Raw genomic sequence first — 16533 nt, forward strand, 5'->3', positions numbered from 1 at the left:
CGCCCGTCCGCTACGGCGCTATTTGGGGGCGCGCGTACGGGCGGCTTTGCTCTACCGAGCTACACCATCACTGGGGACACGACCCACCAAGGCCGCCTCCGCCATGCCAATTTGCTTCGCGATCAAGCGTCGCGCCGCCCTCAGCTGTTCGGCCTTGTGCTCCCGCGTAGATAGAATCATAAGAATAATGGTTTACCTTTTCCTCTCAAATCAACAACGGCTCCATTGCGCCAGCCGGTGATCACGCGTTCAAAACGGAAGTTATCTTTTGGATTCAGGAGCCAACTCGCCGCTCCTCGGCAATAGTTATCTGCACTACGTCTTCGACTTCTGGGCCCATCAGAGGCGAAGCAAGACGGCGAAAGGGGATTTCACTGTCGTCCGCTATGCGGACGACAGCGTCGCGCTCCAGTCCGAGGCCCTGCACTTTCTCGACCGACTGTGTGAGCGGATGGCGACGCACGCCGGGGATAACGCAGCCCGGAATCGTTCGACTTCCTCGGGTTCACGCACGTCTGCGCTGTGACGCGAATGAATCCGCACTTCACAATCCGGCGCGTGACAATCCCATCCCGCATGCGGGCGACGCTGAGAGCGATATGATACGGTCTGATGAAACGACACCATACGCGCATCGCTGAGATCGGCGCCAAGCTCCCGCGCGTGGAGCCTGGTTGCCTAAATTACCCCGCGATTCCCGGGAACCTGAAACGGCTCGGCACGTTCCGCGCCGAGGTCTGGCGAGCATGGCTGCGCTCGCTTTGCCGACGCAGCCAGCGCTCTCGACCTGGAATCGGTTCCAGCGTTACGCTGGGCAATACATTCCGAAAGTCCGCGCCTGTCATCCGCATCCTCTTTCACGGTACGCCATGACTCAAGGCAGGAGCCTTATGCGGTGGCTTCGCGCGCAGGGACCTGAGCCGGGGGCGCTGGGAAACCAGCGTCCCTACCGCGACCTAACGAAGCGATCCTGACCAATGTGGTGGCGACACCCGATCTTGCGGTCAGAAATTGCGTCAGCACCTAACGGAGAAGCAGTTTGGTGTTCAGCCAGGGAACCATCCCGCGCTTTACGACCGGACCAATCCGCATCGGGAAGCGCAGTTAGTTCTCCAGTCGAGTAGGATTGGATGGTGCTTTGTTCTCCCACTCCTAAAAATCGAACGTCCACCTAATTGGGGGCCGCGGTTTGGCGACGGCGCAGAGCCTTGATGGCGTCTTCTGCTACGGGGGAGGCCGCATTGCCCCAGGAATTACGGACATAGGTCACGACCGCAGCGACCTGCGCGTCGGTAAGACGAAAGCCCAGCGCAGGCATCGCCGGCGCCGTCGGCCGCTCGCCTGTCGCCGCTGCGCGCCCACCCGCAATGACAATGCGGGCCAGCGAAGCCGGATCATCTTGCTGGGCAATGGCAGTGCCGGCGAGCTTGGGGAAGATATGTTCGATGCCGCCACCATTGCTTGTGTGGCAAGCCGAACAGGTATCTACGTAAATCGCTTCGCCTGCCCGCATGCGCGGATCGGATGCGGAGAGCGGCGCAGGCGGTGGAGCGCCTCCAGCACGCCGCTCCTTCAGATAGACCGCCATGGCCCGAAGATCACTATCCCGCATTTTTGAGGTCGAGTTCTCGATCACATCCTTCATCGGTCCGCTGGCGATGCTCAAGCCAGTTTGCCCGGTTTTGAGATACTGGGCGATATCGTCGACCGACCACTTGCCTAAGCCTGCATCCATATCGTTGGTGATGTTGGGCGCAGTCCAGTTGTCGATCTGATTTCCTTCCAAGTAGCGGTCGCTCCTGGCGGCCCCGAAGGCATTAAACGGTGTGTGGCAGGCGCCGCAATGGCCGAGACCTTCCACAAGATAAGCGCCATGGTTGAATTCGGCTGAGCGCTTCGGATCCGGCACAAACGCGCCCGCCGTAAAGAATATCGTGTTCCATCCCCACATCGACAGGCGGATATTGAACGGAAATGGCAACGTGCTCCGATTTACGTTGTTCGTGACTGGTGAAAGCGTACGCAAGTAGACGTAGATCGCATCGAGGTCGGCGCGCGTAACCTTAGTGTAGTAAGGATAAGGAAAGGCCGGATAGAGATGGGTACCATCCGGCCGCCGCCCCTCATGCATAGCGCGGGCAAAATCGTCCGCCGACCAACTCCCAATGCCAGTGATATTATCGGGTGTGATGTTGGGCGTCATTATCGCGCCGAACGGCGTCTGCAGAGCAAAGCCGCCCGCAAAGGAAGCGCCTCCTATCGCGGTGTGGCAGGTAATACAGTCGCCGGCCGTCACAAGTGCCCTGCCGCGGGCGGCCTCAACATAATTGTCGGGATCCGCGGCCGCGCCACCTACGAGAAGCTGTAGAATCAGCAGCACTTGGCACAAGCCTGCTAGTGCTTCTTTCATGATGCCCCTCACGAAGGGACCAACGCGCGCGGGGACTTCAGATAATCGAAGATCGCGTCCAGCGCCCAATAGGTTAGCGCGCCGACGGTACCCGTCGGGTTGTAGCCCGCGTTCTGCGGAAAGGCAGAGGCGCCCATCACGAAAACATTATGGACGTCCCAGGACTGCAGATAACGGTTGAGCACGCTGGTCCTGGGACTGTCACCGAATATGGCTCCCCCAGTGTTGTGCGTCGTCTGGTAAGGCACCACGGACCACGGACCGTTCAGGCTATGCACTTGAGTCTTATTAGTGCCCATCGCCTTGATAATCGCGTCGCAACGATCCGCCATCCAGGTCGCCATCTTGCGCTCATTGTCCTTGTAGTCGAATGTCATACGCAACAGCCGTCGTCCCAACGGATCCTTATAGGTGGGATCGAGGTCTAGATAGTTGTTGCGGTAGCTCATCACGCTACCCTGCGCGCCGACACTGGCGACCTTCTGATAGTTGTCGCGGACCGCCTTTTTCCAGGCGCTGCCCCAGGTAGGTGTGCCGTTCGGCGTCGGGTGATACTCGATAGGCCGACCGTTGCTATACGCGCATGTGATGTTGGCGCCGCCGACAAAACCGTGCGGACCGTGATCGAAATTGTCGCTGTTGTAATCGTCCAGCGCCATGCCGAGCGAGCCCGCCGCGGCGAACGGATTGAACTTTACACCCTCGAAGAAGCCGGTCGACCCGCCGCCGGTCTGATAAGCGTAGTTGCGGCCAACCACGCCTTCGTCTCTGGCCGCATCATAGGGCTTCCCGATGCCGGATAACAAAAGCAGCCGCACGTTAAAGAGACTGAAGGCACAGACCAGAACCAGGCCAGCCGGCTGCTCCCACTCGTCGCCATTGGCGTCGATATAGGTGACACCCGTCGCCATTTTGCCGTCGGCGGACAGATTGACCTTGGTCACCTCGCATTCGGTGCGGGCTTCGAAGGTCGGCTCGCGGACCAACGCCGGCAGCACGCAGGTCTGGGGCGAGGACTTCGAATAGTTGGCGCAGCCGAACCGTTCGCAGAAGCCGCAATAGGTGCACGGGGCCATCGTGCAGCCGTACTGATTCGTATAGGCGACCGAGACGTTCGCCGACGGTAGTGGAAACGGATGCAGCCCGAGGCTCGTGGCCGCCTTGGTGAATAGCTCCTGGGCATATCCCTGCTTCATCGGCGGTGTCGGATACTCATTTTTGCGCACGCCTTCGAATGGGTTACCGCCCGTCTGGATCTTACCCTTGAGATTGCCGGCCTTGCCGGAAACGCCTAAGACCAGCTCGAACTTCTCGTAATAGGGCGCAAGTTCGTCGTAAGAGACCGGCCAATCCTGGATATGATTGTCCTCGGGAAGGATCTTCTCGCCGTAACGCTCGATCATATGGCTGCGGATGCGGAAATCGTCGGGTAAGAAGCGCCAAGTCTGGCCGTTCCAGTGCGCGCCGGCGCCCCCGACACCGTTCCCAGGCAGAAAGCTGCCCCATTTGCGGATCGGCAGTGCTTCCTGTGTCGCGCAGTTACGCGCGGTCAGTGTTTCCTGCCTAGGGCGTAGAAAAAATTCGTGTCGTACTGCATAGCGGAGCTCGTCCGGTGCCGTGCCGATGTTGAAGTCAGTGGCTGTATCACGCCATGGGCCGCGTTCGATAGCAACCACGTCGTGCCCGGTATGCGACAGCTCGTATGCGAGGATCGATCCGGTCCAGCCGAGACCGACAATGGCAACATCCGTTCGCGGGAGACGACGGGCCATCAGCGTACCTCCCAGGCAGGACGGCCCTGCAAGCCGACCGGTGGCAGAGTATAGGAATGGTTCGGTCTCTCTATCGCGTCACGAAAATCATACCGTACGCCAGGAAAGCCGACAAGCTTCCAGCCCACCATGTCATGATTGCCACCATAGATCGGGTCGGCGAAATAGCCTTCGATCGTATTGCTGTAGATGATCGAGAACAGGACCTGGCTGCTGAAGCTTTGAAGCCGGGCCTCGCCCTTCTCCATCGCACCGACCAGTTTATTCTGCTCCTCCCCGCTGAGTTCGACAAAACCGCATCCACCATAATTTGCCCTGCAATACGCATCCAAAGCTGCGAGCCCTGATCGATATTGTTCCCGCGGCGTCAACGGCGATTGCAGCCCCTGGCTCGGTAGCGGGCTCTCGGCGAACGGCCCTTGCATGTAGAGCCAGTCATGGCCGCCGTAAGGTCCAGCCAGCTGGCGGTCAATGAACGTGGTGACGCCCGCATCCCGGGCGCCGGCTCCGAGTTCGTCGGTCGGGATCAGGCGATCGATGAGGGCATCGACGATGGCGGCTTCAGCGGCGGTGAAGAACAGGCAGCCGCCAGGAACGACTGGCGTCACCGGATAGACCTCGCTCGGCCTCCACGGCAAGACCTTTGTCACAACCCGCGCACGAATACCGGCCGTGGTGATCAGGAGCGCCCCACTCGCCATCAAGCCTCTACGCGTTACGCTTGCGATCCTAGGCTCCGTCGCCGGCCCGGCGTCACTTCGCCGCGTTTGGCAACGATCATTTCTCTCTATCATAGCAACCCCTGTCGGCCGCTTCAATGTTCGACGAGAACTCATCAAACCAGACGCGCAAGCGGATAAGCACCCGATCGAATGCAAACTACTCACTCCACTCTGCGCCATATCCGCGACCGCACTTCGCCAAAAACTGCATACTTGGTGAGCGCGAACTTGGTATTACATGTGCAGCTTTGGTTCTCGACGTGATCCTTGAATGTAGCGCTCTCCATTCTAGTTCTCACTTTCAACCCATCTGAACCATCTGTTTTCGGCGCGCTACCGCTTATCAACTGCAAGGGGGGCTCATAGCTGTGCGCCATACAGTGAGAGAAACGGGAGTCGCCTGCCGATTCCGAGGAGTGCGCAGTTTATAAATTCAGTCGATCGTTCACCTAGCTAGGCTAGGCGCCACGATCTGCTGTAAGGTCAGCGGGAGAGACCGCAACTTAGAAAAGCAAGTCGTGGTTGGTCCCGAACCTGCCGAATCGAACGTTAGACGTCGGAGTGGTATTCAGCTTTGGACGTCAGTGGCGGCGCCTTACGTTCTGCATCTAGCAGTCTCGGCTACTGGCGAAGCACACGTTTGACATGGTGCTGGACAGCATTGGTTGCCGCGCTAGCGACATGCGCTTCCTTCGCTTCATGCGCGATGGCACGCAAGCCAACGATAAGCCGCCTATTTGTCGATTCCTTCGTTCGGCGAAAAGTAATCTCCGGAAACTCGCTGAGAATTCGCGCTCGCTCGATAGCCGTCTCCACAAGAGAGCTCGGATCAACCACTTGGTGCAGCAACTTGTGCTCCGCCGCCCATGAAATCGGAACAACCTCGCATCCATATATGATGTCAGACATTGCCGCCCGACCCACGAAAGTCTCAAGCATATAGCCGCCGATCGTACAGGCGATGCCGTGCTTCAACTCCCACATAAGCAGCTTGGTTTCCGGTGATCCGACGCGCCAATCGCAGGATAACGCGACCTGAAAGCCAACGCCTATTGCATGTCCGCCGACTGCAGCAACAGTCGGCTTGGTTACGTTGAGGATGGTACAATAGAAATCAATCCATCTGTCGATGAATGCTTCCACTGCCGCGCGTCCGGAAAGCTGGGCTACCTCCTTAAAATCACCACCGGCGCAAAATGATCGATCATTACCTCCTGTCAACACTAAAGCCCGTATCGAAGGGTTGCGCTCTGTTTCTCGGCATACGGAGCGCACGGCGTTCTCAAGCTCCAGACTCATCGGGTTAAGAGCGTTGACGTGGTTGAACGTTGCGATCAGAACCGCACCTCGAGCTTCCATTTTCAGGATATCCATTTCAGTCTCCGACCGGTCGCGTTGCATCTGCCCAGTCGCAGGATCGCTCATTGCGACCACGCTTACCTCCAGCACTCGGTAGCACACTCTAATCAACTATCCGTTCTGGAAGGCACTATGAAGAGCACTGCGACAACGTCTATCTTGATTAGAAAAAGGATAGAACAGAAATGAAGAGAGCGCTCCTACTATCTCTGGTAGGAAGCCCAAGTTCGCCGACGCCGAGGATACCGTGTAGAGTGGTTCTGACAATCGAACGACGGCATGTTGACCTGCTTGGTCTTTACCCGTGGCCTGGGAGCTTGCCGTTCCGTTTGTTCCTTTGTCAGCCAGCGCTACCAGGTCATCCGCTTGCCTCTTGTAGTCGTCCGTAACGAACGACGTTGACGTCCTTCCATCCGATACCTACGGACTCTTCCGGCCTACTACAGGTGTCCATCAATTCGGAGGAGGTTCACTCCTCGAAGCGTGACGTTCGGTTTTTCACAAAAGGAACTGTCCATCTCCACGCTGCTCATCTATCTCGGCGCATCTTCTCTCGACCCGTCCACGAACGCCCTTCCCGGGATCACTCTCGATCCGCCATTGCGACGAGACGCCGATGCCGGCGCTCGATCCGGGGCGACATCGCACCCGTATCTGCATGCCATGGCGATCCCCATGGGCGGCCCATCGCCGCCGGCGATCGCCTATGTGTTTGCCGATGGCCGCGGCACCGAGGAAATCGCCGGGCAATTGACGGGCTTCTCCGGCATTCTGCAGGTCGCTGGCTATGCCGCCCACAAAGCGCTTGCTTGCGGTCATGGCAGCGATCCAGCTCGCTTTTTGCCTCGCCCATGGTCGACGCAAATTCGTCGAGATGTACAAGACGATGCAGTCGCCGTTTGCTCACGAAGTGATCGAGCGCCTGCAAGCGGTCTACGCCATCGAGGCCGAGATCCGCGGTACCGAACGGCGGCTTGCCGCCCNCCCGCCGCACCAGCACCGCACCGCTGATGGAGGTACTGAAGGCGCGACTGATCTCGATGCTCGACCAACTGTTCTCGCAGTCGAAGCTGGAGGAGGCCATCAACTACACGCTCAATCACTGGGACGAACTGACGCTGTTTCTCCGCGACGGCCGCGTCGAGGTCGACAGCAACATCGTCGAGCGTTCATGCGCCCGATTGCGATGGGAAGGCGGAACTCATTGTCAGCGACAGCGAGGGCGGCGCTGAGAGCTGGGCAATTCTTGGGTCGCTGGTCAATACGGCAAAGCTCCGCGAACTCGATCCGGTCGATGTGTTGGAGCGCATCGTCTCCGGTCAGACCAGAAGCCACCAGTTGCGCGAACATCTCCGCTGGAACTGAAAGGCGGCCCGCGAGCTCAGCGGTGGCGGCATAAGCCGGCGTCGCCGTTCATCATCATCTTCATCATCGATGGCGGCAGCCGCGGTGCCGGCTCGACGAGCTGGAACCTTGGCTGCAGGCTCGCGCCAAGCAGCATCCTGTCACACGAGTCTTCCCATGCTCGACGGCTATGTCGCCGCGATCGCGGCCGGGCCGGTGTCAACGAATGCGTCCGACTGGATCTGAATTCGCTGCGATTTCGGCCGTCGATCGAGCGCGCAACGGCTGCGGCCGCGACGAGCGGCGCGCCGTCCGCAGGAAGAGAGCAAGCCGATTCACGAGGACATGCACGCCTTGTTGCTGCGTGCGCGCGAAACCCTCTCGCGCTCCTCCGCGGTCCTGAAGCCGATCAACTACATGCTCAGGCCGCTGGGATGCCTGTAAGCATCGTTCCGCTCCCACCTTCTCGCGGCACGTGGGATAGGCGAGTTTCACGATCTCTTTGAAGGGATCGACTTGTGTCTATGCTTGACTATACGCTTAAGTCCAGCGCGTCGGCTGGAAGTGATCACGGACACAGGTCGCCGTCGTTGGTTCTCCAAAGACGATAAAGCTCGGGTCGTCGAGGCGATACGGGCTGACCCCACAACAAGTGTTCACCTGGCGCCGGCAAGCACGCCGGTTGCCGATGCCGATGGCTGACGATTCGCCGTTTGTACCGGCGGAGGTCGGCGCCGTGGCATCCGTCGGGGCTGCTGGCCACGAGCGCAAGACAATGCGACGCAAGGCCAAGCCGGATGTCGGTGGCATCGAGATCGAAGCCGAAGGCGTCACTATCCGGGTCGGCCGAGGCGCGGACATGGCGATGATTGCGGCCATCGTCCATGCACTGAAGGCAAGCCGGTGATCGGCCCGTCTGGAACTGTCCGGGTGATGGTGGCAACCAAGCCGGTCGACTTCCGCAAGGGAATGGAGGGCCTTGCTATGTTGGTACGCGAGCACCTGAAGGCCGATCCGTTCTCGGGTGCTGTTTATGTGTTCCGTGCCAAGGGGGGCGGACCGGATCAAGCCGATCTTCTGGGATGGCACGGGTTTGTGCCTGTTTGCCAAGCGGCTCGTGGAAGGCGTCTCGCGCTGGCCAAAAATCGAGGATGGCATGATGCGTTTGTCGGCGGCGGAATTGTCGGCGCTGCTCGAAGGGCTTGATTGGCGGCGTGTCCACGCGGCAGGGGAGACAGTCGTCCCGACGCAAGCCGGATATTTGTGGGCCGCGCTGCGGCGAAGTAAATCAGAGGCGTCGGGCACGTCGTCAGGCGAACGCAAATATGTTCTGATTTGTCTTTGAGCGACAACCTTCCTGGTGTTCCCGAGACGTTGAAGGCGATGCTGCTCGCCGAGCGACACGAGAGCGAGCGGGTGCGTCACCTCATCAAAGAGCTGCAGCGTCATCGCTTTGACCGGAAGGCGAAGTCGCTTCCTGAGGAACAGATGTTGCTGGGCCTCGAGAACGTCGAGCAGGTCGCAGCTTCTGGCGAGGGCCGGTCAGGACGAGACCGCCCCTGAAGGTCGGACCGAACGGGCGCGCAAACGCCGCAACAATCGCGGAGCACTGCCGGCGCATCTGCCGCGGATCGAGGTCGTGGTCGACTCCGACGACGGGACCTGTCCGTGTTGCAAAGGCGACCTGCACAAGATCGGCGAGGACGGGAGCGAGCGGCTGGAGATGGTGCCGGCGCAGTTCCGCGTTATCGTCACCCGACGTCCCAAATACGCTCGACGAGCCTGCGAAGATGGCATCCTGCAGGCCGAGGCTCCGGCCCGATTGATCGAGGGCGGACTGCCAACCGAAGCCACCGCCGCCCAGGCTTTAGTGTCCAATATGCCGATCATCTGCCGCTCTATAGGCAGGCCAGATCTATGCCCGTTAGGGCATCCCTCTCGACCGGGCGACACTGGCGGACTGGGTTGGCATGTCGCCTTCCATCTGCGCCCGTTGCATGAGCGCCTTCTCACGGTGTTTCGCGCGAGGTCCAAGCTGTTCGCCGACGAGACCACGGTGCCGGTGCTCGATCCTGGTCGAGGCCACACCAAGACCGGCCGGCTCTGGGCCTATGCCGCCGACGACAGGCCATGGGGCGGCCTTGATCCGCCCAGCATCGCCTATGTCTATGCACCCGACCGCAAGGCCGAGAGGCTGTTCAGCCATCTTGCCGGCTTCAAGGGCGTCCTGCAAGGTCGATGGCTATAACGCCTATCCAAAGCTTGCCGAACGTGGCGAGGTCGAGCTCGCCTTCCGCTGGGTGCACATGCGGCGCAACTTCTACGAACTCGCGATGGCCGGCCCGCGCCGATCGCGAGCGAAGCGCTGAAGCACATCGCCGCATTCTATGCGATCGAGAAGGAGATCCGTGGCCGCAGCGCCGACGAGCGTCGCCTCGTGCGGCAGCAGCGAAGCCAACCGCTGGCCGATGCTTCGAGGTATGGCTGCGCGCCAAGCTGGCTCTCATCAGCCAGAAGATCAAGCTCGTCGAAGCAATCCGCTACGCGCTCTCGCGCTGGCAGGGCTTAACGCGCTTCATCGTTGACGGCCGCATCGAACTCGACAACAATACCGTCGAACGATCGATCCATGGTATCAAGCTCAGTCGCAAGAACGCGCTGTTTGCTGAATCCGACGGGGTGCCGAACAATGGGCTGTCGTCGCGTCCCTAGTCGAGACTTGCAAACTCAACGACGTCGATCCGCTCGCCTATCTCACCAACGTCCTGATCAAGATCGTCACAGGTCCAAACCGCGACATCGACCAGCTACTGCCCTGGGCCTACCGCGCTCAAGCCCTTAAAGTCGTTGCCTGAGAACGACGTTACGGATGACTTCGCGTGCTTCGTCGACAATGCCAGGATCTGCTTGACCAACAATTGGGCTGGCGCGCATTGAGAGGCATCGCATGGGGATGGCGCGCAACAGGAACTTTGCTGCCAGCCAGCGTGGCGCCGACCGTGCCGCCATCATGCTGACAATAATCACTACCTGTCGGCTGAACGACGTCGATCCCAAGACTTGGCTCGCCGACGCTCTCGCCTGTATCGCCGATCTTCCCGCATCCCGTCTGCATGAGCTGCCGCCCGAAGGATGGAAGCTGCTGCGTCAAGCCGACAAGCCCTCCGATCAGCAGGCCGCCTGACCTTCGCGTAACGCCATCATAGAGTTCGCCGTGCCCGCGCGCATGCGTCAATGAGACGGTCTTCGTCGTATGCGTACTTTCCTTATGCGCCTTGATCCGGCCGGACTTCTGGTCACATCCAGCGCTTTCGGCCGGGCGAAATCAGCGTCTGCCCAAGCTTGCCAAAACTCGGAGCAGCGAACGGCTAACACAGCTCACACTTGGTTCCTTCTCCGGTTTTCGAGTGCTTCGGCCTAGGCTACTGAGCGGCATCCGGCAGTGGCATCGAAAATCAGGACACATACCGCGCAATACCGTGATAGATCACGATGGTGAATACTGGCTCAATCAAATGAGTTTCTGGTCATGAGCTACACAAGATCGGAATTCACTGGTTCAGCAGCGGAAAATCACTGGTCGACCTATGCCCTGAAAGCGAACGCAAATAGGCATGGATGTCGGCAGCATCCTTGTCGGAGAGAACATCGGCGGAGAACGACGGCATGTCCTTGGAGGCCCCGCGCAGGAACGCGATGAACGAGTCCAGCGGAAGCTGGATCTGTGCCAAGGCGGGCGTCGGATAGTTTAACGTACCGCCCTGTCCGACGCGACCGTGACATCCGAAACAACCATCCGCCAGATAGAGCCGTTTGCCATTCGCTTGATCGCCGCCACCCCGATCGTTCGCACGCACCCGGCCGTTCCCCGCAGCGGCGAGCGCCACCGTGAGAAAGACAAGCGCAGCGGCCGTCGAGTACATTGCAGACGGGCGAGTGATCATGTTTGTATTCCAGTTCAGCGTTGATCCATGACGACGTCCAGCAACGCCGGATGACCTGATTTCACTACCGCCACAGCGCGTTTGAGTGCAGGAGCAAGCTTGTCCGGATCGGTGATTGGGCCCTCGCCATAAACGCCAAAGCCCCTCGCCAACGTAGCGTAGTCGACGAACGGGTCACTGATCGTCGTGCCGATGTCGGCACGAGTGATGCCGCGGCTATGCCGCGCAGCCATGGCCTGCAGATACATGTATTCCTGATGATAAGAGCGGTTGTTATGCACAATATAAAGCAACGGAATCCGGTGATGCGCAGCCGTCCACAGCGTGCTCGGGGTAAACATGAAATCGCCGTCGCCGCCGATTGCGACGGTCAGGCGTCCGGTTCCCTTGTTGGCAAGTGCCGCGCCGAACGAGGATGGCAGCGTGTAGCCGACACCACCGCCGCCGGAGAAGCCGTTCCACCGATGGGGTTTGTCGAAATTCCAAAGCTTGTGCGGCCACGACAGGTAGATCGAGGTGCCGACCAAAGACCAATCCTCATCCTTGATCTGGTTGTAAAGCTCGGCACAGAGGCGCGCCGTCGTGATTGGGCTCGCGTCCCAACCGATCGTTGCGGCGGATTTCGCCTGCTCGACCGTCGCGAGCTTGGCGATCGCGAGTTTCTTGCCGCGCGCATCGAACGCCACCTTCCAGCGCCGATCGATCAGGCGCTTGACCTTCTCGATCAGGGTCGGAAGGCTTGCTTCAACATCGCCGGCGATGTCAATGTCGACGTCCTGATAGCGGCCGAGATTTTGGTAGTTGGCCTTCGTATAAAGACCGCGGGCGCCGATGCTGACAATCTTGGCGGTCTTCATGTATCGCGGCGAGGAACTGCGCACGATGCGGTCGCTGAAATCGCTGAGCGCACCCCACAAATCGTTTAGCTCCATCGCAACAATGAGGTCGGCCGACGCCAGAATGGAGCGGCGGAAGGATTGGTTCAGCGGATGCCGCGAAGGAAAATTCATCCGCCCGTAATTATCGATCACCGCGCATTGCAAGGCTTCGGCAAGCTCTACCAGGTGGGCCATGCCGGCCAGACTGCGGACCATGCGATCGCAGATAATGACCGGGTTTTCCGCGGCGACCAGCATCTTAGCGAGATCGGCGAGCGCTGCGTCGTCGCCTTGCGGCGGGATCACCGGCGTGAGTTTCGGGATACGCAGCCTGTCACGGTTCTCGATCGGATTCTCCTGTAGCTCCGCATCGAGAGACAGCATCACCGGTGCCATCGGCGGCGTGACGGCGATCTTGTACGCGCGCACTATCGATTCGGCGAAATGCTGCAGCGATGCCGGTTGATCATCCCATTTGACGAAGTCACGCGTAAGCGCCGCCGGATCTATCGCGGAGAGCGACCATTCGGCCGGCGCGCGCTTGTCCGCCTCCATGATGTTGCCGCCTATGACGATTACCGGCACGCGGTCACACCACGCATTGTACATCGCCATGCTAGCGTGCTGCAGCCCGACCACGCCGTGGCAGATCGTGGCCAACGGCTTACCCGCCATCTTAGCATAGCCCTGCCCCATATGGACAGCGATCTCTTCGTGTGGGCAAGTAATGATCTCAGGCTTAGTGTTGCCGCCATGATTGATTAGCGCCTCGTGAAGGCCCCGGAAGCTTGAGGCGCAATTCATCCCGAGATAGTCGATGTCGAGCGTCTTGAGCACATCGACCATGAAGTCGCCGCCGCTGGAAGTCTGGTAGACTGGATCAGCCGGAGGCGGCATAGTGTCCGCCGCGGCGAGCTTCGGTCCCGGCACCGCAGCTTTTGGACGTTGTTCGGGACTTCCGGAGATCGCAGTGTTGGCTGATGCCTTTGTGGCCAAGGCGGTGGCGCCGGCCAGCGTCGCCCCTTTGAGAAAATTCCGGCGACCGTCGTCGAGGCTGTTATTGCCCGGGTTCGCGCGTTTGGACATATTTTCCTCCTACCAATGTATCCATGTCGCGCACCCGGTCCGCTTCGCGCGCGAGCGCGGATCTGCCTCATTTCGCCAGCCAGGCTCATCGTCTATTCATCTCGGCAAGACCACAGACCAGCCCCATGAGCGGGCTGCGTTGCCTGCGGATGTCGAAATCCCGCTTTTGCCTGCATTCAATCGTATCTGCCCGTTTGGGCTTACCCATTCGTTTATCGGGCCAGCTGTCTTCGAATTGGAAAGCCGCATACCAAGTGTCCATGATGCTAATCTTTTGAATCACTGCCATTGGTCTGTGATGTAGTCTAACTCCGGAACAGCCTTGGATGGGTGCGACGCGCTTGCGTCTTCTTTTTTGACGATTTGATGTCGAACAAGTCACATGCACGCAGCAAGCATTTCGCACTATGTTTGCGTCCGCCAGCCTCGCGGTTGCCCGGATCTGTTCAATAAGCAGGCGCGGCTTGGCGCTATTAAGCTGGAGTTCTAGCCCGGCGGCTTTCAGGTGGATGCTGAACGGGACCGAGATCGCCCCGATCCACGCGATAGCAAGAAAGAGCTCCATGTGCTCAATCGAAGGCGACAGCATGAGACCGACACGATCGCCAGACTTCACTCCAGCTTCCGTCAGGGCGCCGGCCATCTCCTGGACACCGTTACGTAGTTGTTCGAAGGTCGTTCGTTGTCCTTGGAACGAACAGAACACACGCTGGCCGCCGTCTTCGGCGCGGGCTTGGAGGAGGTCAGAGAGAATCTGCATCGGTATGGTTGGCCTTTCAATGGTTCAAGACTGACTGCAGGAATGCACGCGTACGGTCGCATTCGGGATAGCTAAAAATTTTGTCGGGCGAACCTTGTTCAATGATACGGCCAGCGTCGAACACGGCAATACGGTCAGAAACCTCGCGCGCAAATCGCATCTCGTGTGTGACGATCAGCAGGGTCACCTTCGTCTCGTGCGCCACGCCTCGCACGACGTCGAGCACCTCTCCGGCAAGCTCCGGGTCTAGAGCCGAGGTGATTTCGTCAAGAAGGAGTATCTCAGGTTTCAAGATAAGCGCCCGCGCGATAGCGATGCGTTGCTGTTGGCCTCCGGATAGCTGGGCGGGATATGCATGAACTTTACCTTCCAGACCTACCATTCGAAGGTATTCGAGCGCGGTGTTCTCAGCCTGCTCCTTTGACTGCCTCAGCACGGTCGTGGGCGCCAGAACCAAGTTCTGCAGCACGGTTAGATGGGGAAAAAGATTGAATTGCTGAAACACCATGCCGCACCGACGACGGATTCGGGCCTCCTGCGAGGTAGACAGCGGTTTGCCGGCAGAATCGAAGAGGATACTTTCGCCGAAGATCCGGATGTCACCCCCGGTGGGCTTTTCGAGCGTCATCGCCAGGCGCAACACAGTCGTCTTTCCCGAACCGCTGGGGCCGATCAGCGTAACCTTTTCGCCAGGCTGCACTTGCAGGTCGAGATCGACCAGCACACGATGAGCGCCGAAGAATTTCGAGATCCTTTCGAATTCGATAGCCCACTTGGCATGTTTCGATTTGGGAGCGACTCCATGCGCTTCCGTCGCTGCCTCGGGAACGAAAGGTCGCGAGTGGCTAAATTCGGCTGCACTAAGCATGCTTGTCCTTGTATCGGGAGAGGAGATAGAGGAACGGCAAATTCATCGCCATATAAATGATGCCGGCAAGCGTGAAGGGCTCAAGAAAACGGAAGCTTTCGTTACCAGCCACCTGAGCCTCGCCCATCAGCACGGGCACTCCGATCGCAAAAAGCATCGCTGTTTCCCGGAATAAGCCGAGCACGTAGTTGAGCAAGGCGGGGACAGCCCGTTTGATCATGAGCGGAACGAGGACGCGTTGCCACGTGACATACTGGCTCAAGTTGAGTGCCACGCATGCATCGCGCAGTTCGGTTGGAATCGTGATCAGACTGCCTCGGTAAACTTCCGAGCAATACGCGGCGTAGACAACACCTAATACGCCGATGCCGATTGGTATCGCGGGAATTGTAATTCCCAGTTGGGGGAGCACATAGAACGTGAAATACAGCAGTATCAGAATCGGTACGCCTCGGGCGAGTTCGAGCCAAAAACGCACAAATGTCCGCCCTAGCCTAGTACTCGCAATTTCCAGGATCGCAAGGAGCAGCCCTCCGATCAGCGCAATTGCCGAACTCGCGAGCGTTACCAGGATGGTGTACCAAACGCCCACCATAAGGTTCGGCACGATCTCCACGGCGTAGCTCCAATCCCAAGTCATTGGGCGGCTCCTGCAGGTGCATACGCGCTCGGCGCCCTAGCGGCTCGCAATGCGCGGTTCAACGGCAACACCTGCTCAAGCTCGCGGAAGACGAGGCCACAAAGAACGGTCAGGATCCAATAAAGGACCGCAAGAAGGCAAAAGACGATGGTCGTCTCGAAGGTTTGGGCGCGGACGTTGTTCGCGACATAAAGTATGTCCTGCACGCCGATGAAGCTCACAATCGAGGTCCACTTGATCATGCCCCTCGCTAGGCTCCCGAAAGCGGGCACTATCTGCGAGAGCGCTTGTGGTAGCACCACCTTCGTGAAACTCTGGAATCTGCTCAGTCCAAGCGCGTGGCACGCATCGGCTTGTCCACGATTCACTGCCTCAATGCCAGCACGAACGATCTCGGCGCCGTATACGGCTCCATCGAGCGCCAGCACAAGAATCGCCGCCGCGAGAGGGCTGAGCTGCGGCATGCCCGGCAGCAGGGGCAATGCATAAAACACCCAGAACAGGAGAACCAACGCGGAGGGGCCGCGAATGCACTCGATGAAAACCATCGAAAGCACTCGTATCACCCCGGTCCTGGAGACCCGCAGTACGCCTAGCATGATCGCGCCCAACGCCGCACCAAGGATGATGCACGAGCTCACCCAAACTGTAACCCATAGGCCCTGAATAAGCACGGGCCAGTACTCAAGCACGGCTTCCACAGCACTGCACTCCTTACTCGCAGCCCGGCACCATGTCGCCAGCCTTGGT

At 59.3% G+C, this 16533-nt stretch carries 16 protein-coding genes and 4 pseudogenes; 10 read left to right on the top strand and 10 right to left on the bottom strand.

Translation table 11 applies throughout. The features are described 5' to 3' along the window. Window positions 1-1171: 1171 nt before the first annotated feature. From AS156_RS17610 to AS156_RS17625, 4 genes are all read right to left on the bottom strand, one after another. A complete protein-coding gene (locus tag AS156_RS17610) occupies window positions 1172-2410 on the bottom strand; it encodes a cytochrome c (RefSeq protein ID WP_066506779.1) in 1239 nt (412 codons plus the stop codon). Window positions 2411-2418: 8 nt separating this feature from the next. Continuing rightward, entirely contained in the window at window positions 2419-4182 is a 1764-nt protein-coding gene (locus AS156_RS17615) for a GMC family oxidoreductase (protein ID WP_066506754.1), read from the bottom strand. Continuing rightward, entirely contained in the window at window positions 4182-4883 is a 702-nt protein-coding gene (locus AS156_RS17620; RefSeq protein ID WP_066506758.1) for a gluconate 2-dehydrogenase subunit 3 family protein, read from the bottom strand. Before AS156_RS17620 ends, AS156_RS17615 begins: the two co-directional genes overlap by 1 nt. Window positions 4884-5525: 642 nt before the next feature. Next, entirely contained in the window at window positions 5526-6278 is a 753-nt protein-coding gene (locus tag AS156_RS17625; RefSeq protein ID WP_066506781.1) for an enoyl-CoA hydratase/isomerase family protein, read from the bottom strand. 660 nt (window positions 6279-6938) lie between these two features. Here AS156_RS17625 and AS156_RS45620 point away from each other — a divergent pair. From AS156_RS45620 to AS156_RS17655, 10 genes and pseudogenes are all read left to right on the top strand, one after another. Then, a pseudogene (locus AS156_RS45620) lies at window positions 6939-7013 on the top strand (hypothetical protein); the annotation flags it as partial. A gap of 124 nt (window positions 7014-7137) precedes the next feature. Next, the coding region (locus tag AS156_RS45625; RefSeq protein WP_283807926.1) for a hypothetical protein at window positions 7138-7246 on the top strand (109 nt) is incomplete at its 3' end. 57 nt (window positions 7247-7303) lie between these two features. Next, window positions 7304-7495, top strand: a complete 192-nt coding sequence (locus AS156_RS44515; protein WP_283807927.1) for an IS66 family transposase — start codon at window positions 7304-7306, stop codon at window positions 7493-7495. 806 nt (window positions 7496-8301) lie between these two features. Next, window positions 8302-8514, top strand: a complete 213-nt coding sequence (locus tag AS156_RS44520; protein WP_245312898.1) for a hypothetical protein — start codon at window positions 8302-8304, stop codon at window positions 8512-8514. Continuing rightward, window positions 8511-8865, top strand: a pseudogene (tnpB, locus tag AS156_RS17645) (IS66 family insertion sequence element accessory protein TnpB); the annotation flags it as partial. The gene AS156_RS44520 and the pseudogene tnpB, both read left to right, overlap by 4 nt. An 83-nt stretch (window positions 8866-8948) precedes the next feature. Next, window positions 8949-9170 carry a transposase domain-containing protein gene (locus AS156_RS46005; protein ID WP_430641799.1) on the top strand — a complete coding sequence of 74 codons (222 nt, stop codon included), beginning with the start codon at window positions 8949-8951 and terminating at the stop codon, window positions 9168-9170. A gap of 76 nt (window positions 9171-9246) precedes the next feature. Further along, window positions 9247-9855 (top strand): IS66 family transposase, encoded by a 609-nt coding sequence (locus tag AS156_RS46010; RefSeq protein WP_430641800.1) that lies wholly within the window; start codon window positions 9247-9249, stop codon window positions 9853-9855. After that, window positions 9776-10319, top strand: a pseudogene (locus tag AS156_RS46015) (IS66 family transposase). Before AS156_RS46010 ends, AS156_RS46015 begins: the two are co-directional and overlap by 80 nt. Beyond that, window positions 10277-10462, top strand: a complete 186-nt coding sequence (locus tag AS156_RS46020) for a transposase domain-containing protein (protein ID WP_430641801.1) — start codon at window positions 10277-10279, stop codon at window positions 10460-10462. The pseudogene AS156_RS46015 and the gene AS156_RS46020 overlap by 43 nt, the downstream one beginning before the upstream one ends. Before the next feature lie 13 nt (window positions 10463-10475). Beyond that, window positions 10476-10791: pseudogene (locus AS156_RS17655) on the top strand (transposase domain-containing protein); the annotation flags it as partial. A 367-nt stretch (window positions 10792-11158) separates the two neighbouring features. On the opposite strand, the gene AS156_RS17660 reads toward AS156_RS17655, so the two are convergent. From AS156_RS17660 to AS156_RS17685, 6 genes are all read right to left on the bottom strand, one after another. Beyond that, window positions 11159-11551, bottom strand: a complete 393-nt coding sequence (locus AS156_RS17660; protein ID WP_082747558.1) for a c-type cytochrome — start codon at window positions 11549-11551, stop codon at window positions 11159-11161. 14 nt (window positions 11552-11565) lie between these two features. Continuing rightward, window positions 11566-13515 carry a thiamine pyrophosphate-binding protein gene (locus AS156_RS17665; RefSeq protein WP_066506773.1) on the bottom strand — a complete coding sequence of 650 codons (1950 nt, stop codon included), beginning with the start codon at window positions 13513-13515 and terminating at the stop codon, window positions 11566-11568. Between the two features lie 85 nt (window positions 13516-13600). Next, the gene (locus AS156_RS17670) at window positions 13601-14275 is read right to left on the bottom strand and encodes an AMP-binding protein (RefSeq protein ID WP_066506778.1); all 675 of its coding nucleotides are present in this window, start codon (window positions 14273-14275) and stop codon (window positions 13601-13603) included. Window positions 14276-14291: 16 nt separating this feature from the next. Then, entirely contained in the window at window positions 14292-15143 is an 852-nt protein-coding gene (locus AS156_RS17675) for an amino acid ABC transporter ATP-binding protein (protein WP_082747480.1), read from the bottom strand. Beyond that, window positions 15136-15783, bottom strand: coding sequence for an amino acid ABC transporter permease (locus AS156_RS17680; RefSeq protein WP_066504111.1), 648 nt, complete (start codon window positions 15781-15783; stop codon window positions 15136-15138). Before AS156_RS17680 ends, AS156_RS17675 begins: the two co-directional genes overlap by 8 nt. Continuing rightward, on the bottom strand, window positions 15780-16533 hold a 754-nt coding region (locus tag AS156_RS17685), incomplete at its 5' end, for an amino acid ABC transporter permease (RefSeq protein ID WP_066512479.1). The genes AS156_RS17680 and AS156_RS17685, both read right to left, overlap by 4 nt.

It is taken from the genome of Bradyrhizobium macuxiense, assembly GCF_001542415.1.
Classification (GTDB): domain Bacteria; phylum Pseudomonadota; class Alphaproteobacteria; order Rhizobiales; family Xanthobacteraceae; genus Bradyrhizobium; species Bradyrhizobium macuxiense.